This window comes from Campylobacter sp. CCUG 57310 (assembly GCF_013201975.1).
In the GTDB taxonomy this organism is placed as follows: Bacteria; Campylobacterota; Campylobacteria; order Campylobacterales; family Campylobacteraceae; genus Campylobacter_A; species Campylobacter_A canis.
In genome coordinates, this window is the sequence record NZ_CP053845.1 from 93,088 (window position 1) to 116,829 (window position 23,742).

Genomic DNA, 23,742 nt, shown 5'->3' on the forward strand with positions numbered 1-23,742 from the left:
TTATGATAAAAGATATGGCGGCTAGGGTTGTTGATTTTGCATTGTGTAAAATAGCGGTTTTTATCACGGGTATTCGCCCTAGCGAGCAGTTAAAGAAGATGAGCGATTTTACGCCTAAAATTTACTATGCCAACCACACTAGCCACGGCGATTTTTTGCTGATTTTCGTATCGATGCCCTATAAGTTGCGCAAGCAAATTCGTCCCGTTGCGGGCGCTGATTACTGGACTAAGGGCAAAATTCGTCCGTTTTTAGCTAGACACGTTTTTAACATGTTTTTGATAGATCGCAAGTCTAAAAACCCCATGGAATTTATAGAAAAGATGAGTGAGGCGCTAAAGACTCATTCTCTTATCATCTTTCCTGAGGGCACGCGCAAGATGGATGATGACATTGAAATCGGAAATTTCAAAAGCGGAATTTACCGCCTAGCCAAAGCTAATCCAAATGTAAATTTAGTCCCTCTTTGGATAAATAATATCCAAAACGTTCTTCCCAAGGGTTTTTGCCTGCCGATTCCGCTTATTTGCGATATTTGCGTGGGAGATGAATTTAGATACGAAAACGAAGACAAATTTGAGTTTCTAGCAAAAGCCAAAAAGGCCTTATTAAGCCTAAAAAAGGATGAGAAATGAGTAGCGGCGAGGCGATTTTAAAGCTATTTTTGGGGCTTTTAGTTATGCTGGCGCTATCTTCAACCATAGCTTTTATACTTAAAAAATTTGTCGCTAAAGGCGCGCCAAACGCTACGATCGATAACCTAACCGCGCGCATAAACGCTTGGTGGGTGATGATTTTAGTCATATTTGGCTTTGTTTATATGGGCACAAAGGCGCTTATATTTTTGTTTTTTGTCATATCCTTTGCCGCTTTGCGAGAATTTCTATCGCTCATTTACATAAGACGCAGCGATCACATCGCTCTTGTGGCTTGCTTTTATGTCATCTTGCCGCTTCAGTATCTCTTTATCCTTATGGATTGGTACTCTATGGCGATGATATTTATCCCTGTTTATGCGTTTTTGTTTTTGCCGATTTTGTCCGCCCTTCTTGGCGATCCTGCGCACTTTTTGGAGCGCTCGACTACTATCCAATGGGCGATTATGATAAGTGTTTTTTGTATCTCTCACATCCCTGCGCTTCTTATTCTTGATGTGCATGAATTTGAAGGCAAATCGGTTCTTTTAATGCTCTTTTTGATCCTTGTAACTCAAGCTAGCGACGTGCTTCAGTATATCTGGGGCAAGCTCTTTGGTAAGACAAAGATAGCTCCAAATATATCTCCTTCCAAAACTGTCGTAGGCTTTACGGGTGGAGTGATGAGCGCTAGCTTGCTTGGGGCGTTTTTGCACTGGCTAACGCCTTTTAGTTTTATTCAGGCGTTTTTTATCAGCCTTGTTATTTGCCTTATGGGCTTTTTGGGCGGACTTGTGATGTCTGCCATTAAACGGGATTTGCGCGTGAAGGATTGGGGCAATATTATAAGCGGGCACGGCGGAATGCTTGATAGGATGGATTCGCTATGCTTTTCTGCGCCGATATTTTTTCATATAGTGCGCTATTTTTGGGCGTAAATTTAAGGAGTAAGATGAGAAATTTTAAAATTTTAGTTAAATTTGCCTTGCTACTAGCAGGCTTAAATTTGCTGGCTTTTTCGCCAAGCGAGCTTGTAAAAGACGCAAGAAGCCAGATCGGTGTTACGCTTTATTATGACGCGAGCTACGAAAGGCTTGCCTATCCGATGGGCGATGTGGATATCTCAAAGGGGGTTTGTACCGATGTGGTTGTGCGTGCTTTAAGAGAGCAAAATATCGACTTGCAAGAGCTAATCCATAAAGATATGAGCGCAAATTTTAGCTCCTATCCTAAAAATTGGGGCTTAAAAAACACCGATAAAAACATAGACCACAGAAGAGTGCCAAATATCGCTACATATCTTAAGCGCAAAGGCTACAAAGTAAGCGATAAAATTTATAAACCGGGCGATATAGTTACTTGGACGCTTGATAACGGCAGACCGCATATCGGCATAGTATCCGATAAGAAATCCCTCTTTGGAAACACCCCGCTTATTATTCACAATATCGGGCTTGGCGTGCAAGAAGAAGACGTGCTAAATGATTTTAAGATAACCGGGCATTTTAGGATTACGAATTAAAGGAATTAATATGCAAGAAAAAACTTTTCTCACAAGCGACGGAGCAGAGCTTTTTTATCGCCACAAGTCGCCAAGCGATCAGGGGCAAAATGGAAATTTAAACAGCGTGCAAAGCTCAAATTTAAGCCCCCAAAAAGCTATCGTGCTCTTTCACAGAGGACATGAGCACTCCGGACGCATGATGTTTATGAGCGAGGAGTTAAATTTAAGTGATTTTCATTTCTTTGCTTGGGATGCGCGCGGTCACGGCAAGAGCCCCGGAGAGCGAGGAGATGCGCCAAGTATCGCTAGGCTTGTGGCCGATGTGGACGAATTTATAGAGCATATAAGCAAGCATTACGATATAGCCAAGGAAAATATCGCTGTGATCGCTCAAAGCGTAGGTGCGGTGCTGGTTGCTACTTGGCTGCATGATTATGCGCCTAAAATTCGCTGCGCGGTGCTTGCAAGTCCGGCGTTTGACGTGAAGCTTTATGTGCCTTTTGCCAAAGAGGGTTTAAAGCTGCTTTATAAATTAAAAGGAAATTTTTTCGTAAACAGCTACGTCAAGGCGCACTACCTCACGCACAACAAGGAGCGCATAAACTCTTATAACGAAGATAGCCTCATAGCGCGCGCCATATCGGTTAGGATTTTGCTTGGGCTTTACGAGGCAAGCAAGCGGGTTGTAGGCGATGCTGCGGCTATCACTACGCCTTTGCAGCTGCTTATATCAGGCGATGACTGGGTGGTAAATCACACGCCTCAGCATGAATTTTATAACTCGCTTGGCTCGCATATCAAAGAGCGCCACGTCATGCAGGGCTTTTATCACGATACTTTGGGCGAGCAGGATAGACATCTGGCTTTTAAGAAGATTAGGGGCTTTATAAACGAGCGATTTAGCAAGCCTTTAAGCGAGGTTGATTGCACGCAGGCGGATAAATTTGGCTTTAGTAGAGAAGAGGCTGATAGACTAGCCACTCCGCTTTGTAAATTTCATCCTAAAAACGTCTGTTTTAGTGTGCAAAGATTTGGCATGAAGCTGCTTTCGCCTTGGGTTAAGGGGCTTAAAATCGGCGAAGATAGGGGTTATGACAGTGGTAGTACGCTTGATTATGTCTATCAAAACCAGCCGCAAGGCTCAAACGCTTTTGTAAAGTGGGTTGATAAAATTTATCTAAATTCAATCGGCTGGAGAGGCATAAGAAAGCGCAAAGAAAATATCGCTCATGCGCTAAATTTCGTGATGAGCGAGCTAAAGCAAAAAGGCGAGCGTATAGAAATTCTCGATATCGCTTCAGGGCACGGCAGATATATACTTGATGCGCTAAGCGGTGAAATTCGCCCCGAAAAGATACTTTTAAGAGACTACGACAAAGTAAACGTAAAAGCGGGGCAGGAGCTCATAAAAGAGCGAAATTTAGAGGATATCGCGACATTTGAAGAGGCAAACGCCTTTCATAAATCAAGCTATGAAAATTTAGAAAATTTCGCAAGTATCGGCGTGGTTTCGGGGCTTTTTGAGCTATTTAGCGATAACGCACTGATAAATACTGCGCTTAATGGCTTTGGGCGTAGCGTGCGCAAGGGCGGATATCTCATCTATACGAATCAGCCGTATCATCCGCAGCTTGAGATGATCGCAAGGGCGCTTTCAAGTCATAGAGACGGCGAAGCGTGGATCATGCGTAGACGAAGCGTGGTCGAGATGGATCAGCTTGTTAGTAGAGCGGGATTTAAAAAGATCCGCCACTGGATAGATGAGGACGGGATATTTACCGTTAGCGTCGCAGTAAAAGAGTGAAATTTGTCCCATTTAAAGATGAGAAGTGAAATTTAGCCCTAAGCTTAGCCGGTTTTTAACTAGACTTGGTTATCTGCTTTGCGTAGCAACTGCATTTTACGCAAGCTACGGCTTTGCAAACTACCTTGCTTCAAAGCAAAGCTTCGTGCCCGAAATCATCTTTGAATGGGAGCATGCTATCCCGTTTATCGCTTGGACGATACTGCCTTATTGGTCGTTAAATTTGCTTTACGGGCTTGGATTTTTGCTGTGTAAAAATTCTCGCGAACTAAACCGATACACGGCTCAGCTGCTGCTTTCTCAGCTTATCGCGGTTGTATTTTTTATACTCTTTCCGCTTCAAATTTCTTGGAGTAAGCCTGAGAGTTTTGGGTTGTCCAAATTTCTCTTTGATAGCCTTGCGACGTTTGATATGCCGTTTAATCAAGCTCCATCGCTTCACATCATCTTGTGCGTGGTCGTGGGTTCGCTTTATATATCAAAAACGAGTAAAATTTGGCTTAAGGCTATCATTTTAGCGTGGTTTGCCCTGATAGCTCTTAGCGTGCTTACTACATATCAGCACCATTTTATCGATATACCTACAGGGTTTTTAGTGGGCTTTTTAGTGCTTGTTATAGTGCCAATTGAGGGCGAAATTTTAAAATTTAACCTCGCTCATACGACATCTCATATCAAATGGGCGAGCTTTTACGCTCTGCTTGCGCTCATATTTGCCGCATTTGCTTTTTATCTTGGCGGAGCCTTTCTTTGGTTGCTTTATTTTAGTGTTAGCTTTACTCTTGTCGGTTTTGGTTACGCCTTGTTCGGTGCACAAATTTTTCGCAAAGAGCAAAACGGCAAAATTTCATCTTTTTGGCTGCTCTTGCCATATCTTATAATGGCTCGGTTAAACATCATCTACTGGCTAAATTTAAAGCATGCGCCAAAAAGCAGTGAAATTTTGCCAAATGTCCATCTTGGCTCGATCACCGAGGCGCATACATTTGAAGCCGTTTTTGACCTTACGGCGGAGTGCGAATTTCATCCCAAAGCGGAGCAAATTTACTTAAATTTCGCCATGCTTGACATGGTAAAGCCAAAATTTGATGAGCTCAAAGCCGCCGTAAAGGCAATGGATAGTATAATTAGCAAAAATAAAAGAACGCTCATTTGTTGCGCGCTAGGATACGGCAGAAGCGCTCTTGTGCTGCTTGGTTGGCTGGTTTGGTGTAAGAAAATGAACGTAGATGATGCGATTTTACTGATTAAAAATTCGCGCCCTAAAGTTGTCATAGATGATAGCGTGAGAAAATTTTTTATGGAGTTTGGATGAGCAAATCATCGCTGGCACTTACTACTTCGCAGCTCATAAATACCCATAAGATAATATTGCTTGTAAATTTGATCCACGCCTTTATATTTTGGCAGTATCCGCACAAAATTTGGCAGGAATTTATCTTCGCCGCGCTTTATATTTTTATATTTTATCTTCATATCAGGCTTTATTTTGACGCGAAAATTTTTAAGGAATTTGCTGACGGCATGCTTAGTCTTGAGAGGTTTGACGAAAGTTTAAGGACGCTTGGACTTGTTAAGCAGATATCTTTTAAAGATAAAAAATCCTTCATCCAAAGAGATATGACCTCAAGGTGCAAAGGCGCTATGAAGCTTTGGTTTATGCTGATTGGCGTTAGCTTTGCGGCTGTTATTTATACGCTTTGCCTTAAGTGGATAGCGTGAAGCAAATTTATATAAAGAGGTGTGATGAGTAACGAGATAGAGCTAAAAAAACAAGGCGTCATCAAGCGTCTTACGAACAAGACTTTTAAATTTGACCCAAGGATAGCCGAGGGATTTTATACCGCAAGATATTTTTTAAAGATAAATCAGGTCATAAAGCAAAATTTACCCGACCAGCACGTAACTATGCAGTTTTTTCAAAGGGCGAACAACATCACTTTGTGTGGTATCGATGAAGCTATAGCGATCGTATATACCTTCGCTAAAGAGCCTGAATGGCTTGAAATTTACGCGTTAAATGACGGTGATATCATAAACGCAAACGAGCCTGTTTTAAAGATAAGCGGCAAGTATGAAAATTTCGGCTTTTTAGAAAATATTATAGACGCCACTCTGGCTCGCAGAAGCTCGGTAGCTACGAATGTTGCTAGAGCCTTAAAGGCCGCAAACGGCAAGGTAGTCTTTTCTATGGCGGATAGGCAAGATGACATCTCAACGCAGATAGGCGACGGATACGCCACTTATGTCGCGGGCATAGATCGCGTCTCAACCGACGCTCAGGGCTTTTGGTGGGGTGGCAAGGGTATGGGGACTATGCCCCACGCGCTTGTTCAGATGTGTGAGGGAGATATAGTAAAGGCGTGTGAAATTTACGCTAAAACATTTCCCGGCGAGCTTGTAACGGCACTTGTTGATTACAATAACGACGTGATCACTGATGCACTTTTAGCTGCAAATGCGCTAAAATCAAGGCTTGGTGCCGTTAGGGTCGATACATCTCAAAGCCTCATAGACAAGTATTTTGAGGACAAAGACACAAGCGGATTTGATCCGCATGGAGTCTGCAAAGAGCTTATCTTTGCACTTCGTAAAGCTCTTGATGAAAATGGCTTTAATCACGTTAAGATAGTCGTTAGCTCGGGCTTTACTCCTGAAAAAATTGCCGAATTTGAAGCGCATGATACGCCTGTTGATATCTATGGCGTAGGAAGCTTTACCGTTAGAAACGATACTTGCGGATTTACGGGCGATCTTGTGGAACTAAACGGCAAAGCAGAAGCCAAAGTTGGGCGCCGAAATTTCATCTCCGAGAGACTGCAAAAAGTAGAGTTTGAAAGATAAATTTAGGCGCAAACGAGCTAAATTTGCGCCTTTGATTTTAAATTCGCAAACGTTTTTGCGCTACAAATTCTAATCCAATGCAGGTAGGCAGACAAATTTGCCACCTGCATCGATCTTGTATGAATCATTTGCCGACAGGCCAATGCACGATAGGTTCAGACCCTACTTTTGCTTCACCGTGATACATTCCTAGCTTATGTTTTGTCCAAGCAAAGCCGATTTTGCCGTTTTTGTCAATTGAGATTATGCCGCCGCTTCCGCCTAGAGCATCTACTTGTTTTATAGCATTTTCGGCAGCTTTTTGCACATCGCCGCCAGCGTATTTGTAGTGGGCTGAAACTTCGTGAGCCGCATTTACTCGCATATAGATATCTCCGGTGCCTGTGCATGAAACTGCTACAGAATCGTTATCCGCATAAGTTCCTGAGCCTATGATAGGACTATCTCCGATACGTCCTGTCATCTTGTTTGTCATGCCGCCGGTGCTTGTTGCTGCGGCAAGATTGCCGTTTTTATCAAGTGCGATCGCTCCTACCGTGCCAAGATAAGGCTCGGCTTTATCTTTTAATGCTGCGAGTTTATCGCTCTTATCGTCATCTTTCATAAGCATGAGTTGTTGTTTTTCTTTGGCTTTTTTGAGCTGATCGTATCTTTTTTGCGTGAAATAATACTCTTGCTCGACCATTTCAAGCCCGTTTGCTTTGGCTAGCTTGTCCGCCCCTTCGCCAGCTATAAGCGTGTGCCAAGTCTTTTCCATCACAAGGCGCGCGCCTAAAATAGGGTTTTTGATATGTCTTGACATAGCCACTCCACCCGCTTTTTTAGTTGCACCGTCCATGATAGAAGCGTCAAGTTCGTTAAATCCATCTGAAGTAAAAACAGCTCCTTTGCCCGCATTTAAATTCGGATCATCTTCCAAGATGATTATAGCGGCCGTTACCGCATCCATCGCTGTTCCGCCTTTTTCAAGGACTGCTTGGCCTGCTTTAAGAGCCTTTTTCATCGGTTCTGCACGAAGCATAAATTCATCTTGGGATAGATCAAGTTTGCTTGTGCCCCCGTGAATTACAATTAGTGGAGTAAATTTCTCACCGGCATTAAGGCTTAAAAAGCTTAATGCAACAATACTAGCTGCAACCATTGCAGTTTTGGTTAAACTAAAAAATTTCATGCACTCTCCTTTGTGAGTAAATTTAAATAGTTATTGTAATTTTATTACTTAATATCAAATTTATAATTAATAAATTATATTTGAGGCTTTTAGTGTTGGACAGGTTCTCAAATTGAGCTTATTCTTTTGGGGGTGTAGTAAATTATCATACTTAGTAATTTACCGCTAAGAGTTAAATAATAAATCAGAAGCAAAAGTTGGGCGCCGAAATTTTATCTCCGAAAGATTGCAAAAAGTAGAGTTTGAAAGATAAATTTAGGCGCAAATGAGTTAAATGCGCCTATAAGTTTATTTTATAGATTCTAGCGCGCTACAGCATTGAGCCGAGCCTATATCGCAGCCTTTTTTGAAGTAAATTTTAGCCTTTTCAAGATCTTTTGCGACCCCGCTTTCAGCAGGCGGCATCTGGTATGTGTAGCCTGCAAATAGGCATGATTCGACTAAGCCGTGTTCGCAGCCCTTGTCAAAATACTCCACCGCTTTGGCAAATTGCTTTTCTTGATAGTATGCAGAGCCTGCGTATTCGCATCCAATGGCGATCTTGGCTTCGCAAGCTTTTGCGGCATTGTTTTTATCTTTTACGTATTTTCCTGAAGCTTCATGATCTTTTTTTTTAAAGGCTAGCAAATAATACTCAAACGCCTTTATCTCGTCTTTTTTGCCGTATTTGTCGTCTTGGTAAATTTCGCCCAGCTTTGCGCATCCGTCAAATTTATCGCCCCCGCAAATTTGGCTTAGAATTTCGATCGCTTTGTCTATGTTTTTCTCGACACCTTTGCCGTCTCTATAGCCCATCGCTACGAATTTGCAACCGTCATCGTAGCCACTACTGCAAAGTTTTGAAAATATCTCAAAGCCCTTTTTAGGATCGTGCTGCGCGCCGTTTTTGCCTTCAGTGTATGAATATCCAGTCCATAAACATCCTAAATTTGAGCCCAAATCGCAAGCTTTTTGGTAGTATTTGATGTCTTGTTTTTCATAGGCGTAGTCTATACAAGCTGATGCATCGCCGTTTTCACAACCTTTTTCAGGGCTTACGGCTGTTTTATCTTTTACTTTATTGCAGCAATCGGATCTTTTGCCAAATGATATCTCGCAGCATTTTTCATAAGCCTGCTTTGCAAGCCCAGAATCTTTTTTGACATCAGAGCCCTTTCCGAACTCATAAAGCTGCCCAAGCTCTTTACAAGAAGAATCAACTTTTTCTTTATAGCAACCTAGCTTGAAGTAGTGCTCCGCATCTTTCCACTGACCTTTGGATTTTGCCGCTAGCCCGTTGTTGTGATTTGGTCCGGCTTGTGCTACCGACAAGCAACTAAATACTAAAAACAGGGTTAAAGCTAACTTTTTCATAGACTCCTCCTTGCGAGTAAATCTGTAAGAATTATAACTTTTTTAATATATTTTTAATCTAAATTATAACAACTTCCGTTTTTAGTTCTAGGCCGAATTTTTCCAGCACTAGTTTTTTGGCTAAATTTATGAGATTTATTGCATCATCAAAGCTTGCATTATCAAAATTTATCAAGAAATTTGCGTGCTTTTCGCTAAATTTTGCTCCGCCGATAACGTGCCCTTTTAACCCGACGGCTTCGATAAGTCTGCCTGCGTAATCGCCAGTTGGATTTACAAAGCAGCTTCCAAAGCTGGCTCCTTTTGGCTGGTTTGAGCGTTTAAGCGCAAATTCGCTTGCAAGTGCAGCGTTAAAGCCTTTTGTTGCTTTAAATTTGGCTGCAAAAACAATTTCGTTTAGCTCACAATATCTATAAGCAAATTTTATCTCTTCTTTTTTTACCCAGCCTTGTTTTAAACGCATCTCAAGCAGATTGTCACTCATGGAAATTCCACAAAGCCCCGCATTCATCTTAATCATTCCTCCAAGCGTGCCCGGGATATTTTGCAAAAACTCAAAGCCCGCTAGATCGTGCTTTTTAGCAAAATTATAAATTTTACCACTCTTTGTAGCAGCACCTATCTCTAAAATTTCGCTTTCAAGCTTTATATAGTCAAATTTATCGCTTAAAATCGCCATCGGTGCAGGGCTTGGCGAAACTAAAAGGTTGTTTCCGCTACCTATTATCACGCGTCCTTGCGTATCATCTTGCGTGCTATCTATGAGCAAAACCTCGTGCATGCCGCCGATTTTAACGGAAGTAAATTTAGAAAAATCAATAAGCCTAGTCATTGCACGAAATGCGGGATAAACTCAATCATTCGGATAGTAAAATCAACCATCATGCTTACCATCCAAGGCATGAGAAATATGATAACGACGACTACGAGGATGATCTTTGGCACGAAGCTTAGCGTCATCTCGTTTATCTGCGTAGTCGCTTGAAAAATGCTGATGATAAGACCCGCGCTTAGACCTGCTAAAAGCATGGGAAAGCTTAGATAAAGCGCGGTTTTAAAGGTCTCTATGCCCAGTTCGATTAGGGTTGATTGCATTTAGCTAAACCTTACGTCGTTGTATTCAGTTGGCACCAGATAGTCGCGCGCATCGATTAATTCATCGTAAAAGCCGTGCTTGTAGCCTATCTCAAACAGCTTGTTTACGGCGTTTAGTTGTGTTTCATTCATCGATATGGAGCTATCGTTTGCATATAAATTCAGATAAATTTTAAGCTTTTCTTTATCGACTCGGATCAAATTTCGCTCCATGAGCATGTGAGATAAAAACGGCTTATGCTCGGTTGCGATTTTAACGGCTTTGGTAAGCACTCGCTCGCACTCTATGGCGTCGGTTATGGGAAGTGAGCGACGAACGGCCATGCCCCCAAGCGGAAGAGGTAGATCCCCGCCTGAAAACTCCTGCCATATATCCCAAATTTCACGCTCTACGCAAAGCCCGTCGCTAAAGGTTAAGATACTTTCGTGTATGAGCACCCCTGCATCAACTTCGCCGCTTAAAACGGCATTTTCTATCTCTAAGAAATTTTTATAAACTATGCGCACCTCAGGATATGCCACACGAAACAAAAGCGCGTTTGTGGTGTGTTTGCCTGAGAGTGCGACCTTGAAATTTCGTTTTAGAATTTTATCTTTTTTCTTTACCAGTTTTGGTCCGTATCCCTCTCCGAAACTAACCGCGCACCGAAGCAAGGCATAGTTATCCCTTATAAGCGGATATAATCCAAAACTAATCGCAGTAGCGTCGTAAGTGCCTTTAAGCGCCTCTTCGTTAAGCGTTTGGATATCTAAAGCAAGGTTGCTAAAACGCAAATTTGTAGAATCAACCCAGCCGAATTTTATCGCCATATACATAAAAATATCGTCCGCATCGGGTGAATGCGCTACGCTAATATCTTTAAAATGTCTCAAATTTAATCCTTTTTAGGATTATAGGTTAAATTTTATGAATAGTTGATTAAATTTAAGCTTCAAACAAGCTTTTATATCTTGAATAATAAAATTTGCTTTATTGCGATACAAGTTCTCGGTAAAATTAAATAGATTCGTGGAGAGTACTATGAAAAAGCATTGTTTTTTAGCGGATGTGCGAGTATTTTTGACGGTACGAGTTGGTATATAAATCCTAGTTTAAAGCAACTAAAAGGACAGCATATATCGCTGGTGATAGATCGTATTAAGTTATTTTCCTCATGTAGATATCGGTATGCTTAGCAATAAGTATTATATATACAAAGAGTGCGAGTACAAGGGGGACAATATCACTTATAACGGATACGGCGTAATCTTAACTCGTTATCCGATTTATCACTGCGGAAATATGCACTTTGTTACCGATAAGGACGGCTTCATCAAAGATTACGTAGAAGAGGGCTACAGATATCATGACGACTATCAGAAGTATTTTAAAGATCTGATAATAATCAAGAGATAATTAAGGAGAGATAATGAAATTTAAAATTTTAACCGCGATACTTGCCGCTTTTGCCATTAACTGCTTTGCCGAGGTTCCCCAAGATGTTGTGAATAGATATTTTGAGCTTACGGATAACGGCAAATTTAAAGAGGCGATTGATCTCATGATGCCTTATGCCGAGCAAAAGGATGATGACGCCGAGCTTAAAGTAGGCTATGCTTATGAAGCGGGGCTTAAAAACTACAAAGACGGCATGATGTGGTATAAAAGATCGGCAGATAGAGGAAATCCCGTGGCTAAGTCGAATTTGGCGAATATTTATTATCATATGTTTGATTATAAGCAGGCCTTTAAGCTATATGAACAAGCAGATAAGCAAAACTACGCACCTGCAGCTTATATGCTGGGTATTATCTACTACGACGAACAAGGCGATATAAAAATCGGAAGAGACTTAGTAAAGGCGGCGAATTATTTTAAAAAGGCGGCTGATTTAGGACATGCGGGGGGGGGTCAGTATATGCTTGGAATTTGCTACATGAACGCCCACGGTGTAGCTCAGGATCTAAAAGAGGCTAAAAGACTTTTTACTCTTGCGGCTAAAAATGGAAACAAACGGGCTGAGGAGATGCTTAATAAAATTAATTGATCAAATTTGCGGCTTATATGAAATTCTTTATAAAATCGCAACTTTTATAAATTCAAATTTACAAAAGAGCTATATTTTGGTAGCTCTTTTGGCTTTATGGTGATTATTTATTTTGGTTTTAGGGCTTTAAGCTTTTGTGCAAATCAAATATAAAATTTAAACTTCAAATTTCAAATAAACGAAAATTCATCTCAAATTTGATAAAATCAGACAATTTATTACAAATTTAAAGGCAGTAAATGGCAGCTGAAAAAGACGACAAGAAAAAGTTAACCCCCCTAGAATCCGAATCCGACAAAAAGAAAGCTCTTGATCTGGCGTTAAAGCAGATCGATAAAGCTTTTGGTAAGGGCACTATGGTGCGCCTTGGAGATAGGCAAGTAGAGCCTATAGACTCGATAGCTACGGGCTCGATCGGACTTGATCTGGCTCTTGGTATAGGCGGCGTTCCAAAGGGTAGGGTTATAGAAATTTATGGACCTGAAAGCTCGGGAAAGACGACTTTAACGCTTCATATCATCGCCGAAGCTCAAAAAGCGGGCGGAATTTGCGCATTTGTCGATGCGGAGCATGCTCTTGACGTGAAATACGCTTCAAATTTAGGCGTTGATACGGATAATCTTTACATATCTCAACCCGATTTTGGCGAGCAAGCTCTTGATATCGTAGAGACTCTTGCAAGAAGCGGAGCGATCGATCTTATCGTAGTTGATAGCGTCGCCGCACTTACGCCAAAAAGCGAGATAGAGGGCGATATGGGTGATCAGCATGTAGGACTTCAAGCAAGACTTATGAGCCAAGCCTTAAGAAAGCTAACCGGAATCGTGCATAAGATGAAAACCACCGTCATCTTCATCAACCAAATTCGTATGAAGATAGGCGCTATGGGGTATGGTACGCCTGAGACTACAACAGGTGGAAATGCGCTTAAATTTTACTCTTCCGTTCGTCTTGACGTTCGTAAAATCGCGACCCTTAAACAAAATGAAGAACCTATCGGCAACCGAACGAAAGTAAAAGTAGTGAAAAACAAAGTTGCGCCTCCGTTTAAAACGGCTGAATTTGACATAATGTTTGGCGAAGGAATCAGCAAAGAAGGCGAGATAATCGACTACGGCGTTAAGCTTGATATAGTCGATAAAAGCGGCGCTTGGTTTAGTTACAATGCGAGCAAACTCGGTCAAGGCAGAGAAAATGCCAAGGCGTATTTAAAAGAAAATCCTGAAGTGGTCGATGAGATCGTAGCTGCGATAAAAGGATCTATGGGAATTGAACACATTATAAGCGGCGGCGGCAAAGATGACGAAGATAGTCAAGAAACAGGAGATGAATGATGATTTTTGTAGATGATGTTACGGCGATAGAAGTTTTAGACAGTAGAGGAAATCCGACTGTGCGCGCTACGGTTGCGCTAAGCGACGGGACGATTGCAAGCGCTGTCGTACCAAGCGGAGCTAGTACCGGCAAGCGCGAGGCTTTAGAGCTTAGGGATAAGGATAGTAGATATTGTGGCAAGGGCGTGTTAAAAGCGGTTAGCAACGTAAATGAAGCTATAGCCGAAGCGATAATCGGGCTAAACGCTTACGATCAAAAATCAATCGATGATGAGATGAAGAGGCTTGACGGGACCGATAATTACTCAAATTTAGGCGCAAATGCCGTGCTTGGCGTATCTATGGCGGTTGCTAGAGCGGCTGCAAAAAGCTTAAATATGCCTCTTTATCGCTATCTTGGCGGAGCGAATGCAAGCGTGCTTCCCGTGCCGATGTTTAACATCATAAACGGCGGAGCGCACGCAAATAACAGCGTGGATTTTCAAGAATTTATGATTATGCCTTTCGGGTTTGAGAAATTTAGCGATGCCCTAAGAGCCGCGGCTGAAATTTATCAGGTTTTAAAAGGAATTTTAAACGAGCTTGGACACAGCACCGCAGTTGGCGATGAGGGCGGATTTGCACCGAATTTAAAGGATAATGAAGAGCCTCTTAAGATCATAATGCAAGCGATTGAAAAAGCTGGATATAAGCCGGGCGAGCAGATAAAACTGGCTCTTGACGTGGCTGCAAGTGAGCTTTATAAAGCGGGCTCTTACGAGCTTGAAGGCAAGAAATTTAGTTCCGAAGAGCTTATAGAATACTACGCAAAACTTTGCGATAAGTATCCGATATTTTCTATTGAAGACGGACTTAGCGAGGATGATTGGGACGGTTGGGCGAAGCTCACGGCTAGACTTGGAAGCAAGGTTCAGCTGGTAGGAGACGATCTTTTCGTAACTAATGAGAAAATTTTACGAGAGGGCATTAAAAAAGGCGTTGCAAACGCGATTTTAATCAAGCCAAATCAGATAGGAAGCGTAAGTGAAACTATGCAAACTATCCGCTTAGCGCAACGCAAGGGCTATCGCTGCGTCATGAGTCATAGAAGCGGCGAGAGTGAAGATAGCTTTATAGCTGATTTTGCCGTAGCGATGAATACGGGTCAGATAAAAACGGGCGCAACCTCAAGAAGCGAAAGAAACGCCAAATACAACCGCTTGCTTGAGATCGAGCTTGAGACGGATGAATTTTTAGGAAATGAAATTTGAGTGAAATTTTAAAGGAGTATGACGAGAACGAGATAAAGAGATCATACTCTTTTAAAACTATTGTTAAGATTATCGGATTGCTTCTTTGTGTGGCTCTTTTTGGCATATATGTGGGAAATATAATGTTTGGCAAGAGGTCTTTAGATGTAATGCTGGGGCTTCAGGATCAAAAAGAGCAGCTTAAAAAAGATGTGGAAATTTTAAAAAAGCGCAATGCCGAGCTTCAAAAGTCGTTTTTTGAGCTAAAAGAGCTTGAACCGCAAGATAGTAAATAATTGGAGTTGATATGGGTAAAATTTGGTTTTTTGTATTGATTTTTTTAAGTGCTAGCTTTGGCAGAGAGAATCCGTTTGTGCCGACGGGCGAGTTAAATACAAGTGTAACTACGACAAATTCGGTTGAAATTTTAGCTCCTTTTGAAAAGCAAAACATAAAATTCCCGAGCGATGCAAGGAATTTTATCTCTATATCGGTTAAGTATAAGAGCGAAGACGGAAGTATCAAAGAAAAAGTTATTGATGTAAATAAGAGTATAAATTGGCATGATGAACTAACGCTAACAAAGACTCTATCGCCTGCGGTAGTGCTAAAGCCTGATGTGTCGGTTACGATGAATGAGCCTGTTGTTGATGTTTCGGTTAAAACCGCTCCCAAACCTATGGGCGCTGATATAAATTTAACCGGACAAGACACTATGAAACAAGAGCCGATGCAAGAAGTGGTTATCAAGCCTGCTCCTGCTGAAGAAAAAAAACAAGAGCCACTTAAAAAAATAAGCTTTCATAAAGCGGATTTTGAATTTGGTCCTATGAGCCTTAAAATTCTCACAAAAGATATTAAAACAAGAGACTTTGCCGTGCTTAAAGACAAAAAGATCGTAATTGACTTCAAAAATCCAAAAGGGTTTCTTACTAAGACTTTTAAGCTTGACTGCGGTGCTTTTGAATCAATCACTTTTGGAGCTCACGATGGATTTTACCGAGCTTCCATAACTCTTGATAAGAGATATAAATACACAATTACTAGTGACGAGGAGGGATATGTCTTAACTTTAAAGAGGTAACCTTTGCTCTATTTGACTTTTAATATTGTTAAGATATATTGGTTTAAGCGTTTTTGTAAAATTTTTATATCTGCATGATAATAAATTTGGTTGTTTAAAATTTAAGCCTATGGGCTTTGTTTGATTAACTTCACTGTATAGTTGCTTGATTCATATCTTTACTAAAATTTCTTGATGTTTTCCTAGTGTCATATTTAAATCTTATCTCGGTTTGTTTTGTGATTATCTTAACTAAGTTTTCTAGGCTGTCAAGTCTTTTATTAATGCTATCTATCCTTAAAGATATTATCCAGTTAAGACCCGTAAGCAAAAGAGCCGATACTGTTACTATCGGCTCAAGATGATTTAAAAAATCAAATGAAGTCATTACGATATAGCAACTTCGGATATACCGATGATATAAACTTCATCAAATTTAACGTTATTAAATGTAACGTCTTTTAATGCCGCTTTTATTTCGCTCTCTTTAAGTCCGGCTTTGCCGTAAAAAGTTAAAGTATGCTTTCTACCTGCTTGACTTTTACCCGTAACAGTTACCCTTAACACGCTTGCCTCTACTTCATTACCTGAAGTGCTTTCAACTTCATAAATGTTGTAAATTCCCTCTAAGTGATTATCACAAAAAGTTTTAGCCGTTGCTCCGTCGGCAGGAACTGCAAAGCCAAAGGTTCTGCCTGCTATTTGATTTCTTACTAATGATTTAGCCATTTTCTTATCCTTTCTTGCTTGTCAAATTTAAGCGTTACGTATTCGCATTTTACATCGCTATCATAAGAGCTATCAAATTTACCTTTTATATCGGCTAAAAGCTCTGGATATTCGCTTGCGGATTTAACGTGAGGAAACAAGATGTAATTACTGTCGCAAAAGATAAACATTAAATTGGATATGGAATAAAATTTGATGCGAACGGATTCTTTTTAGTATTTATTTTTACTATTGTACTAAAGCTAGTCAATACATAAATTGCTCAAAATATTTAACTCTGTTGAATTTAAGTTTGGAATACAAAAATGAATTAGCAAACAACAAGTATTCATTAAAATGAGACTTAATAACTCTTAAATTTAATTAGAAAAATTAAATTTTAAATTTTAAAGAATATTAAAGAATGTTTCAAATAGTTACATAGTGTAGTCAGAGTATTTTAAATAAACTAAAAGTATTATTTTATGCATAATTTTAATTTATTTTTAACAAAAAATAAATTTGGCAAATTATAATTTGTAACGATTTAGTTACTATTTTTATTATTTAAAATTATGTATATCTAAATTTTGTACATAGAATTATATATAATAGTAATACATCATATTTTTAATATTAAATATCAAATAGTGAATTTACAATATTTCTAGATAATAAATTTATAATTTATATATAGAAAGGTTATAATATTAAAAAAACATCATAAAAAACGTGAAAATAATATTTCGCTTACACTTAAATTTAGAATAGTTTAAAAAAATATATATTAATATTTTATTTAAAATAGGATTAATACATTAGTTCTTGTGTTTCTCTTGTCATGAAAGGAGGGTATAAGGACAAGAGCTAGATTTGATTTGTTTCTATATAAAAAGATCAAATAGTCAAAAATTTGGCTTTAGTTTTTTTAAATCTAAAGATTAAATTTTAATATTTAGATTTGTACCGATAGCATAATTTTTGAAAAATGTTGTTTATAAAATTTATGAAGGAGAATGAGATGAAACGAGGTTGGTTAAAATTTATAACCTGTAGTTGTTTTCTTGCTATGTGCGCTATATCTCCTCTAAGCGCAAACGACAAGTACGAGGAGCCCTTTGAGCAAGGTGAGACATTTCAGAATGACGGTGTTGCCCCAAGAACTTTGGAAGACTATGTTGGGCATGAAAAAGAGTATTGGGAGTATTTGAAGAAAAATCACCCAGTTTTTCATTACGAAAAAGAAGGTAGGCTCGTAGGTAAATACGGCTTAAGCGATCGTGTGGAGGAATTTATCGAGATAAACCAAGGCCCTGCTTATGCTAAAGAGAACAATATGGAGCATACCGCAGTTACTTATCGTCTTGGTATGGAGTCATTCCTTGACTTTCCAAACAAATTCGTAGGGCATAAAAAATGCGGCGAGTGTCACCCTGCTCAATATATGCAATGGGAGCGCTCACGTCACGCTAAAACCATAAGATGGCCAGAAGAGCTTGAAGAGGTAGGCGGAGATGTTAAAAAAGGACTTCCGGGAGCTATTGAGACAACTCCTATTCTTACTACAGGTATTGAGCCTGATGATACATATGGCATCATAGGAACCCCAAGAACAAAATACGGCTTCCTTGATAAATGGTTAGTTCGCGGAACATATCACGTTGAAGACGGAAATTTAAGCGATCTTAGCGGTAAACTAGTAGCGGGCGGTAACCAATACTCAGTTTTATGGGCTAAATTCCTAACTCCTGAAATGACTAAAAAGATAGCAGAATTCTCACCGGGATTCCCTACTAAAATGGAAGATTTCGGCAAGAGCGGTTCTCATATGTGGGGTATGAACTCATACGGCGCATCAAATAGAAAAAATTTCAAATTCCAACCTGCAAGTGCGTATTGCGAAATTTGTCACACATTTAAATTCGACTTTAAATCTAAAGATGAATTCTATGCAGCGCTCGGCGATGCTAAAAAGCTAAGAGAGCATACTATAACAAAAGGTATTAGCTGCGAGGAGTGCCACGGTGCTGGAGCTCACTTATACGGAGCTAGAGGTGCGGGTATGCCAAGTAACTGCGAAAGATGTCACCAAAGATTTGCTTGGCATAAAGCAGACTCTGAAAAAAACCCAAGAAAACAGTTTAACGCATACTTTAAATCATCTTGTCCATCTTGCGGAACCGAAGGTGCTCAACTGTTTAACTCCGCTCACTACGATGAGGGTATGAGATGTAACACTTGCCACGATCCGCACGAAGTTACAGCCAACGACTGGAAAGACGGCTATACATTAACAGGACTTAAAAAGACTTGCGAAGACTGCCACGAAGTTCAAAAAAGCTTCTTTAAACAAGGCGGAATTCATGCTAAAGACAATTGTACAGGATGCCACATGCCAAATATGATGAGTTGTGAGAACTTCGCAGCTGTTCAAAATCCTGACAAAGGCGGATTTGACAACGTTCGTGCTTCACACATCTGGAACATCATGGTTGATAAAGATAGAAAATCAATCAACCCACCTGAAGGCAAACCAAGAGATCCTATGACCGTAAAAGGCTGGACACTTGATAGAGATGAAAACGGAAGATTCTTCGTTGACTTAATGTGGTCTTGCGGTAGAACAAGCTTTAGTGATCCTAACCTAATGGCTCCTGGAGCTAGCGGTTGCCATAGCCCTGTTCAATCAACATTGCCTGATAAGCTTAAATTTACAGATCAAGCTATGATTTATGACCTGGTTATGGAATGGCAACTTCCTGTTAAAGACGGCTACTCAAAAGTAGAGATTGCTCTTAGAAAGATTGATCGCGGTATGAGTAACAACAAAAAACTTACAACAGATCAAAAAGCTAGAGTTATATCTTATGCAAGACAAGCCGAGGATATCTTAGAAAAACTTAAAAAAGACGGTTCTTGGGGTGTTCACGGACCTAAATATTCTTTGAAACTAGTTGATGAAGCTTTGGTTTACGTTGAGCAAGCAACAAACATCTTAGAAGGTAAATCAAAATAAGCTAAACACGGCTGCGGGGCAAAAATCGCCCCGCTATACCTAGTGACGGTTCATTAGGATATATGGAGGAAAGAATATGTATGGATTATGTATAAGATTGATGATATTTTTTGCTTTAACGATATCGCATAATCTTTTTGCTAGTATGGATTCGCCTTTAAATTTTGGTATTGAAGGGGCAAAATCGCTTAGTATCAATCAAGCTGAGAAGATGCTAGGTCAAAAAGATACATATTTTATAGATATGAGTTCGCCTGCGGGTCGTCTGTTTGGACATATTCCCGGAGCGATTTTAAACAATGCGGACGAGTTGAATGCATCGTTATTGCCAAAAGATAAAGAGGCTCATTTAGTATTTTACTCTGATAATAGAATGAGCTTTGACAGCAGCGTTGCAGCAAAGACTGCTAAAGATTTGGGCTATAAAAATCTCTACATCTTAACCGATGGCGTAGAGGGATGGTCAATAGCCGGAAATAAGATAGAAAAAGTAGGTAAATCAAAAAGAAAGCTAACCGAAGAGAAGATAGAAGATTTTGAAGATATGGTTCACGGAGGAAGACTGTTTGGTCAAATTCCTTCTTGTAGAGATTGCCATAGCTCGGAAAAAATTCTATTTGCTTCAAAAGAGCAACGCGAAGAGCTTTTTAAAGATAAAGATTTCGTAAATGACAACTGTGCAAGCTGTCACAAAGATGTGAAAAAAGATTTTATGGGAAGCGTTCACGATGAAGCGTCTCATAAGAATTTAGATCCGAACAAAGAGCTTCCTAACTGCTCTGATTGTCACGGTATCCACACGGCGCAAGCTAGAATGACGCTTGATCTTAAGCAACTTAGCGAGCAAAAATGCGGCTCTTGTCACGAAGAGCAACAAAAGCACTATCACGATACCTTCCACGGCAAAGCGCTCTTGCTTAACAAGCCGGGCGATGCACCAAGGGTTGCGGCGTGCTTTGATTGTCACGGAACACACAACGTATTTAAGATCGATGATCCAAGATCAACTTTGGCTATGACGGAAAATCGTATCAAAACATGTGCCGAGTGTCACTCTGGATCAAATGAGAATTTCGTTAGCTTTGTAGCTCATGCGGATCATACCGACGGTGAGAAATTCCCTCTTTTATATACGGCGTATATATTTATGACGGGACTTGTTATAGCGGTATTTAGCTTCTTTGGTTTCCATACATTGTTGTGGTCAATTAAGCTTATTAAAACTAGACTTGAAAATCCGGTCGCTTGGAAAAAAGCAAGAGAAGCGGCTCATCACGATAGAGTTAAAGTTAGACGCTTTAGCGCATTCCACATGTGGCAGCACTTCTTTATGGCGGCTTCATTCCTTGGACTTGCGTTCTCGGGCTTACCGCAAAAATTCTATACGGCTCCTTGGGCTCAAGATATGATGAATTTAATGGGCGGACCTATCATGGCTACTCAAATTCACCATATTTCGGCAGTTATTATGTTTGCCGTATTCTTTAGCCATATAGCTGAAATAATCGCTAAATGGGGTAAATATGAAGGCGGTGTCTTTGGCGTAAACAGCTTGATGCCAAATATGCAAGACTTAAGAGATATGAGAGACCACTTCAGATGGTTTATGGGCAAAGGCGAAAGACCTCAGTTTGACCGCTGGACATACTGGGAGAAATTCGACTACCTTGCGGTGTTCTGGGGTATGTTTATCATCGGATTTTCCGGTCTTGTGTTGTGGTTCCCTACTTGGTTTTCAAATTTCTTGCCGGGTTGGGCGCTAAACCTTTCAACTCTAGTACACTCAGACGAGGCGTTGCTAGCGACAGGATTTATCTTTGCGATCCACTTCTTTAACACTCACTTTAGAGCGGACCGCTTCCCTATGGATACGGTAATCTTCTCAGGAAGCTTAACTGCCGAAGAGATGAGACAAGAAAGAAGCAAGTGGTATGACCGCTTGATGAAGAACGGAATGTTTGATAAATTAGTCGAGAAAGAAGATAACTTCAAATCATACAGCTTCCTAGCTAAATTCGCAGGATATGCGATGCTAGTAACCGGTATGGTGTTCTTATTTATGATGATCTACGCGTTTATAGCGTAACACTTATCCCCGCTTTTGGCGGGGATTTTACTTTTTATCTCAAAATTTTATTTTTTATGTATGGTTTTGATATTGTTCTATTCCGTAGAGTAACGGCTACTTAAATTTCAAATATTTCAATATGAGAAAATATGGCAAAGTAAAGTTGATTTTTAAATGAGATTAGTATTTAATAGTATGATTTTATAAAATTTGATTAAAGATAATTATGATAATTTGTCATATAATAGTAATTGCAGATTCTATTTGTATGATAAAATATCAAAATCCTGAAACATTTATTTATAGAAATTCTTATTATGCATTTCCTGCATTAATACTTTATGGATGTATTATAGTATTCAGACCAAATTATTTAATTTGGTCTGAAAATAAAGCCGTATTTTGGCTAACTATTTTTGTTGCAGCTTTTACAATATTAAATTTGCTAGTTATAGGATTTTAAATTTATAAAAACTAGCGAGATAACTCATCTATTAAACCGTTTCTAAAAATGTAACCAATTAATTTTTTTACATTACCAGAAGTGATTCTTTCGGTTTTGAATGCAATAATAAAAGGAATATCAATGTATTTTTCAATTTTTTTCAAAACTATATCAAATATTTTATCATAAATAAATTTGAAAATTTGTGTCTTTTTATTAGGAATATTTATTTTAGTTGCTATATTAAATTTAATATAATTTAAGTTTTAAAGTATTATTATTTTTTATACTTAGGAGGTATTATGAAATATAGAATTATTTCGCTAATTTCTCATACCGCTATAATAAGCTTAATAATTTATGACTTAAAATTTGCAAATACTCAAGATATGCTAGACGGTAGAGAAGCTATAGCTTTATTTTTGTATGCGATGGCATTAGTATTTGATCCTGATTTATTTGTTTCTGATGAAAAATATGTTAGTTATATCTTTGCAGGTATTGCTATTGTAGCTTATTTTATAGATTTTGTAGTCGTAGCACCAAAATAATTGGCGCTACGCATATTTAATCAATACGATAAGTCGTCTATAATACCATAAAGCAAAAGACCCATTTGGCTTTTCCATTTTATATTGACCGTATCAACGCAAATTCTATATCTAACATTTCTAAAAATATACTTAAATATATTGCCTATATAATGAGAAGTTACAGCTTCAATAATCAATGCCCTAACATATGGAATATGCAAGTAGCTTTCAATTTTCTTTAAAAATATATTAAAAGCTATAGAGTAGAGTTGTCCGCCGGGTAACCCTACAAGAGTAGCCGTAATTCCCTGTGAGCAATTGGCTATTTCTTTTAAAAAGAAATCCGCAGCTTTTGCTACGTTTGGCGTAATTTGAGAAGCTTGCACGTTTCCTATAGTTCCTCTAAAGATGAAATTTAAAATATCTGCATAAAACTGTTTTTCTTCTTGAGTTAGATTGCTATAATCAACACTAGAGGCTACTAATGCAATTTGTTCGTCATAATTATAATCAGCGCAAGAATTTTCGCAATTAGTTAAATCATAACTTATCGGCATATTATTTTTACTAGCCAAATTTAAACTTACGATTACATCGTTTATTTCAAAATTTACTTTTACTGTATTGTTTGTGTTTTTCATTTTTTATCCTTTAAAATTTAGTTGTAGCGAAATTCGCTAAGTAAAATTTCTGCATTAGAAATCAACAAATTCCTTAAATTTGTAATTCGGATTAGGAATCTCTTAATAATTAACCTTTTGTAATTCAGACAAGTAAAACATCATAAATTTAACAACCTCGCCTAATTTAATAGGTTTTTATAAAATTATTTGAAGTTAATATATTAAGAGTTAATTTATCCGAATTACAAAAAATTGTAGCCTTAAAATACTTAAAATTTTATTTAATTATA

The 23,742-nt window shown here is 39.1% G+C and carries 25 protein-coding genes; 16 read left to right on the forward strand and 9 right to left on the reverse strand.

The annotated features are described in order from the left end of the window. The first annotated feature begins 2 nt into the window (after positions 1-2). From CORI_RS00570 to CORI_RS00600, 7 genes are read left to right on the forward strand one after another with little or no spacing between them, the layout of a single operon-like run. Positions 3-635, forward strand: a complete 633-nt coding sequence (locus tag CORI_RS00570; protein ID WP_216842247.1) for a 1-acyl-sn-glycerol-3-phosphate acyltransferase — start codon at positions 3-5, stop codon at positions 633-635. After that, the gene (locus tag CORI_RS00575; protein WP_173030374.1) at positions 632-1,573 is read left to right on the forward strand and encodes a phosphatidate cytidylyltransferase; all 942 of its coding nucleotides are present in this window, start codon (positions 632-634) and stop codon (positions 1,571-1,573) included. The genes CORI_RS00570 and CORI_RS00575 overlap by 4 nt, the downstream gene beginning before the upstream one ends. A gap of 14 nt (positions 1,574-1,587) precedes the next feature. After that, positions 1,588-2,157: a DUF1287 domain-containing protein gene (locus CORI_RS00580; RefSeq protein ID WP_173030375.1), complete on the forward strand. Its 570-nt coding sequence runs from the start codon at positions 1,588-1,590 to the stop codon at positions 2,155-2,157. 10 nt (positions 2,158-2,167) lie between these two features. Then, complete coding sequence (locus CORI_RS00585) at positions 2,168-3,943, forward strand: bifunctional alpha/beta hydrolase/class I SAM-dependent methyltransferase (protein WP_254064936.1); 1,776 nt, start codon at positions 2,168-2,170, stop codon at positions 3,941-3,943. A gap of 25 nt (positions 3,944-3,968) precedes the next feature. Beyond that, on the forward strand, positions 3,969-5,258 hold the full coding sequence (locus CORI_RS00590) for a phosphatase PAP2/dual specificity phosphatase family protein (protein WP_173030376.1): 1,290 nt from the start codon (positions 3,969-3,971) through the stop codon (positions 5,256-5,258). Next, entirely contained in the window at positions 5,255-5,665 is a 411-nt protein-coding gene (locus tag CORI_RS00595; protein WP_169941025.1) for a hypothetical protein, read from the forward strand. The genes CORI_RS00590 and CORI_RS00595 overlap by 4 nt, the downstream gene beginning before the upstream one ends. 24 nt (positions 5,666-5,689) lie before the next feature. Beyond that, complete coding sequence (locus CORI_RS00600) at positions 5,690-6,787, forward strand: nicotinate phosphoribosyltransferase (RefSeq protein ID WP_173030377.1); 1,098 nt, start codon at positions 5,690-5,692, stop codon at positions 6,785-6,787. Positions 6,788-6,911: 124 nt separating this feature from the next. Here the strand turns inward: CORI_RS00600 and CORI_RS00605 are convergent, their stop codons facing one another. The 5 genes from CORI_RS00605 to CORI_RS00625 all read right to left on the reverse strand — a co-directional run bounded on the left by CORI_RS00605 (position 6,912) and on the right by CORI_RS00625 (position 11,279). Further along, positions 6,912-7,958, reverse strand: a complete 1,047-nt coding sequence (locus tag CORI_RS00605; protein ID WP_169941029.1) for an isoaspartyl peptidase/L-asparaginase family protein — start codon at positions 7,956-7,958, stop codon at positions 6,912-6,914. Between the two features lie 288 nt (positions 7,959-8,246). Next, positions 8,247-9,311, reverse strand: coding sequence for a tetratricopeptide repeat protein (locus CORI_RS00610; protein ID WP_173030378.1), 1,065 nt, complete (start codon positions 9,309-9,311; stop codon positions 8,247-8,249). Positions 9,312-9,369: 58 nt separating this feature from the next. Next, positions 9,370-10,143 (reverse strand): UDP-N-acetylmuramate dehydrogenase, encoded by a 774-nt coding sequence (locus tag CORI_RS00615; RefSeq protein ID WP_173030379.1) that lies wholly within the window; start codon positions 10,141-10,143, stop codon positions 9,370-9,372. After that, entirely contained in the window at positions 10,140-10,406 is a 267-nt protein-coding gene (gene fliQ, locus CORI_RS00620) for a flagellar biosynthesis protein FliQ (protein ID WP_169941033.1), read from the reverse strand. The genes CORI_RS00615 and fliQ overlap by 4 nt, the downstream gene beginning before the upstream one ends. Further along, positions 10,407-11,279 (reverse strand): menaquinone biosynthesis family protein, encoded by an 873-nt coding sequence (locus tag CORI_RS00625; RefSeq protein WP_173030380.1) that lies wholly within the window; start codon positions 11,277-11,279, stop codon positions 10,407-10,409. A gap of 295 nt (positions 11,280-11,574) precedes the next feature. On the opposite strand from CORI_RS00625, the gene CORI_RS00630 reads away from it, so the two are divergent. The 6 genes from CORI_RS00630 to CORI_RS00655 all read left to right on the forward strand — a co-directional run bounded on the left by CORI_RS00630 (position 11,575) and on the right by CORI_RS00655 (position 16,080). Continuing rightward, positions 11,575-11,802, forward strand: a complete 228-nt coding sequence (locus CORI_RS00630) for a hypothetical protein (RefSeq protein ID WP_173030381.1) — start codon at positions 11,575-11,577, stop codon at positions 11,800-11,802. A gap of 13 nt (positions 11,803-11,815) precedes the next feature. After that, positions 11,816-12,433, forward strand: coding sequence for a tetratricopeptide repeat protein (locus CORI_RS00635; protein WP_173030382.1), 618 nt, complete (start codon positions 11,816-11,818; stop codon positions 12,431-12,433). A gap of 239 nt (positions 12,434-12,672) precedes the next feature. After that, positions 12,673-13,767, forward strand: a complete 1,095-nt coding sequence (gene recA / locus CORI_RS00640) for a recombinase RecA (protein WP_173030383.1) — start codon at positions 12,673-12,675, stop codon at positions 13,765-13,767. Then, positions 13,767-15,017 (forward strand): phosphopyruvate hydratase, encoded by a 1,251-nt coding sequence (eno, locus tag CORI_RS00645; RefSeq protein WP_173031893.1) that lies wholly within the window; start codon positions 13,767-13,769, stop codon positions 15,015-15,017. Before recA ends, eno begins: the two co-directional genes overlap by 1 nt. Further along, positions 15,014-15,292: a septum formation initiator gene (locus tag CORI_RS00650; protein WP_169941043.1), complete on the forward strand. Its 279-nt coding sequence runs from the start codon at positions 15,014-15,016 to the stop codon at positions 15,290-15,292. The genes eno and CORI_RS00650 overlap by 4 nt, the downstream gene beginning before the upstream one ends. 11 nt (positions 15,293-15,303) lie before the next feature. Beyond that, positions 15,304-16,080: an AMIN domain-containing protein gene (locus tag CORI_RS00655; protein WP_173030384.1), complete on the forward strand. Its 777-nt coding sequence runs from the start codon at positions 15,304-15,306 to the stop codon at positions 16,078-16,080. A gap of 130 nt (positions 16,081-16,210) precedes the next feature. Here CORI_RS00655 and CORI_RS00660 read toward each other — a convergent pair whose 3' ends face one another. Genes CORI_RS00660 through CORI_RS00670 form a run of 3 tightly spaced genes read right to left on the reverse strand, consistent with a single transcriptional unit; the run spans position 16,211 to position 16,958 of the window. After that, positions 16,211-16,447, reverse strand: coding sequence for a hypothetical protein (locus tag CORI_RS00660; protein WP_173030385.1), 237 nt, complete (start codon positions 16,445-16,447; stop codon positions 16,211-16,213). Beyond that, entirely contained in the window at positions 16,447-16,788 is a 342-nt protein-coding gene (locus tag CORI_RS00665) for a hypothetical protein (protein ID WP_173030386.1), read from the reverse strand. Before CORI_RS00665 ends, CORI_RS00660 begins: the two co-directional genes overlap by 1 nt. After that, on the reverse strand, positions 16,773-16,958 hold the full coding sequence (locus CORI_RS00670; protein ID WP_173030387.1) for a hypothetical protein: 186 nt from the start codon (positions 16,956-16,958) through the stop codon (positions 16,773-16,775). The genes CORI_RS00665 and CORI_RS00670 overlap by 16 nt, the downstream gene beginning before the upstream one ends. Before the next feature lie 830 nt (positions 16,959-17,788). On the opposite strand from CORI_RS00670, the gene CORI_RS00675 reads away from it, so the two are divergent. From CORI_RS00675 to CORI_RS00685, 3 genes are all read left to right on the forward strand, one after another. After that, positions 17,789-19,783 (forward strand): multiheme c-type cytochrome, encoded by a 1,995-nt coding sequence (locus CORI_RS00675; protein ID WP_173030388.1) that lies wholly within the window; start codon positions 17,789-17,791, stop codon positions 19,781-19,783. 76 nt (positions 19,784-19,859) lie between these two features. Continuing rightward, on the forward strand, positions 19,860-21,869 hold the full coding sequence (locus CORI_RS00680; RefSeq protein WP_173030389.1) for a rhodanese-like domain-containing protein: 2,010 nt from the start codon (positions 19,860-19,862) through the stop codon (positions 21,867-21,869). 729 nt (positions 21,870-22,598) lie between these two features. Then, the gene (locus tag CORI_RS00685) at positions 22,599-22,847 is read left to right on the forward strand and encodes a hypothetical protein (protein ID WP_173030390.1); all 249 of its coding nucleotides are present in this window, start codon (positions 22,599-22,601) and stop codon (positions 22,845-22,847) included. A gap of 20 nt (positions 22,848-22,867) precedes the next feature. Here CORI_RS00685 and CORI_RS00690 read toward each other — a convergent pair whose 3' ends face one another. Next, positions 22,868-23,470, reverse strand: a complete 603-nt coding sequence (locus CORI_RS00690) for a hypothetical protein (RefSeq protein ID WP_173030391.1) — start codon at positions 23,468-23,470, stop codon at positions 22,868-22,870. Positions 23,471-23,742: the final 272 nt, after the last annotated feature.

Coding starts and splice junctions, on each gene's coding strand:
- CORI_RS00570 (WP_216842247.1), top strand. CDS start 3: ATGATAAAAGATATGGCGGCTAGGGTTGTTGATTTTGCATTGTGTAAA.
- CORI_RS00575 (WP_173030374.1), top strand. CDS start 632: ATGAGTAGCGGCGAGGCGATTTTAAAGCTATTTTTGGGGCTTTTAGTT.
- CORI_RS00580 (WP_173030375.1), top strand. CDS start 1,588: ATGAGAAATTTTAAAATTTTAGTTAAATTTGCCTTGCTACTAGCAGGC.
- CORI_RS00585 (WP_254064936.1), top strand. CDS start 2,168: ATGCAAGAAAAAACTTTTCTCACAAGCGACGGAGCAGAGCTTTTTTAT.
- CORI_RS00595 (WP_169941025.1), top strand. CDS start 5,255: ATGAGCAAATCATCGCTGGCACTTACTACTTCGCAGCTCATAAATACC.
- CORI_RS00600 (WP_173030377.1), top strand. CDS start 5,690: ATGAGTAACGAGATAGAGCTAAAAAAACAAGGCGTCATCAAGCGTCTT.
- CORI_RS00605 (WP_169941029.1), bottom strand. CDS start 7,958: ATGAAATTTTTTAGTTTAACCAAAACTGCAATGGTTGCAGCTAGTATT.
- CORI_RS00610 (WP_173030378.1), bottom strand. CDS start 9,311: ATGAAAAAGTTAGCTTTAACCCTGTTTTTAGTATTTAGTTGCTTGTCG.
- CORI_RS00615 (WP_173030379.1), bottom strand. CDS start 10,143: ATGACTAGGCTTATTGATTTTTCTAAATTTACTTCCGTTAAAATCGGC.
- fliQ (WP_169941033.1), bottom strand. CDS start 10,406: ATGCAATCAACCCTAATCGAACTGGGCATAGAGACCTTTAAAACCGCG.
- CORI_RS00630 (WP_173030381.1), top strand. CDS start 11,575: ATGCTTAGCAATAAGTATTATATATACAAAGAGTGCGAGTACAAGGGG.
- CORI_RS00635 (WP_173030382.1), top strand. CDS start 11,816: ATGAAATTTAAAATTTTAACCGCGATACTTGCCGCTTTTGCCATTAAC.
- recA (WP_173030383.1), top strand. CDS start 12,673: ATGGCAGCTGAAAAAGACGACAAGAAAAAGTTAACCCCCCTAGAATCC.
- eno (WP_173031893.1), top strand. CDS start 13,767: ATGATTTTTGTAGATGATGTTACGGCGATAGAAGTTTTAGACAGTAGA.
- CORI_RS00655 (WP_173030384.1), top strand. CDS start 15,304: ATGGGTAAAATTTGGTTTTTTGTATTGATTTTTTTAAGTGCTAGCTTT.
- CORI_RS00660 (WP_173030385.1), bottom strand. CDS start 16,447: ATGACTTCATTTGATTTTTTAAATCATCTTGAGCCGATAGTAACAGTA.
- CORI_RS00665 (WP_173030386.1), bottom strand. CDS start 16,788: ATGGCTAAATCATTAGTAAGAAATCAAATAGCAGGCAGAACCTTTGGC.
- CORI_RS00670 (WP_173030387.1), bottom strand. CDS start 16,958: ATGTTTATCTTTTGCGACAGTAATTACATCTTGTTTCCTCACGTTAAA.
- CORI_RS00675 (WP_173030388.1), top strand. CDS start 17,789: ATGAAACGAGGTTGGTTAAAATTTATAACCTGTAGTTGTTTTCTTGCT.
- CORI_RS00680 (WP_173030389.1), top strand. CDS start 19,860: ATGTATGGATTATGTATAAGATTGATGATATTTTTTGCTTTAACGATA.
- CORI_RS00685 (WP_173030390.1), top strand. CDS start 22,599: ATGAAATATAGAATTATTTCGCTAATTTCTCATACCGCTATAATAAGC.
- CORI_RS00690 (WP_173030391.1), bottom strand. CDS start 23,470: ATGAAAAACACAAACAATACAGTAAAAGTAAATTTTGAAATAAACGAT.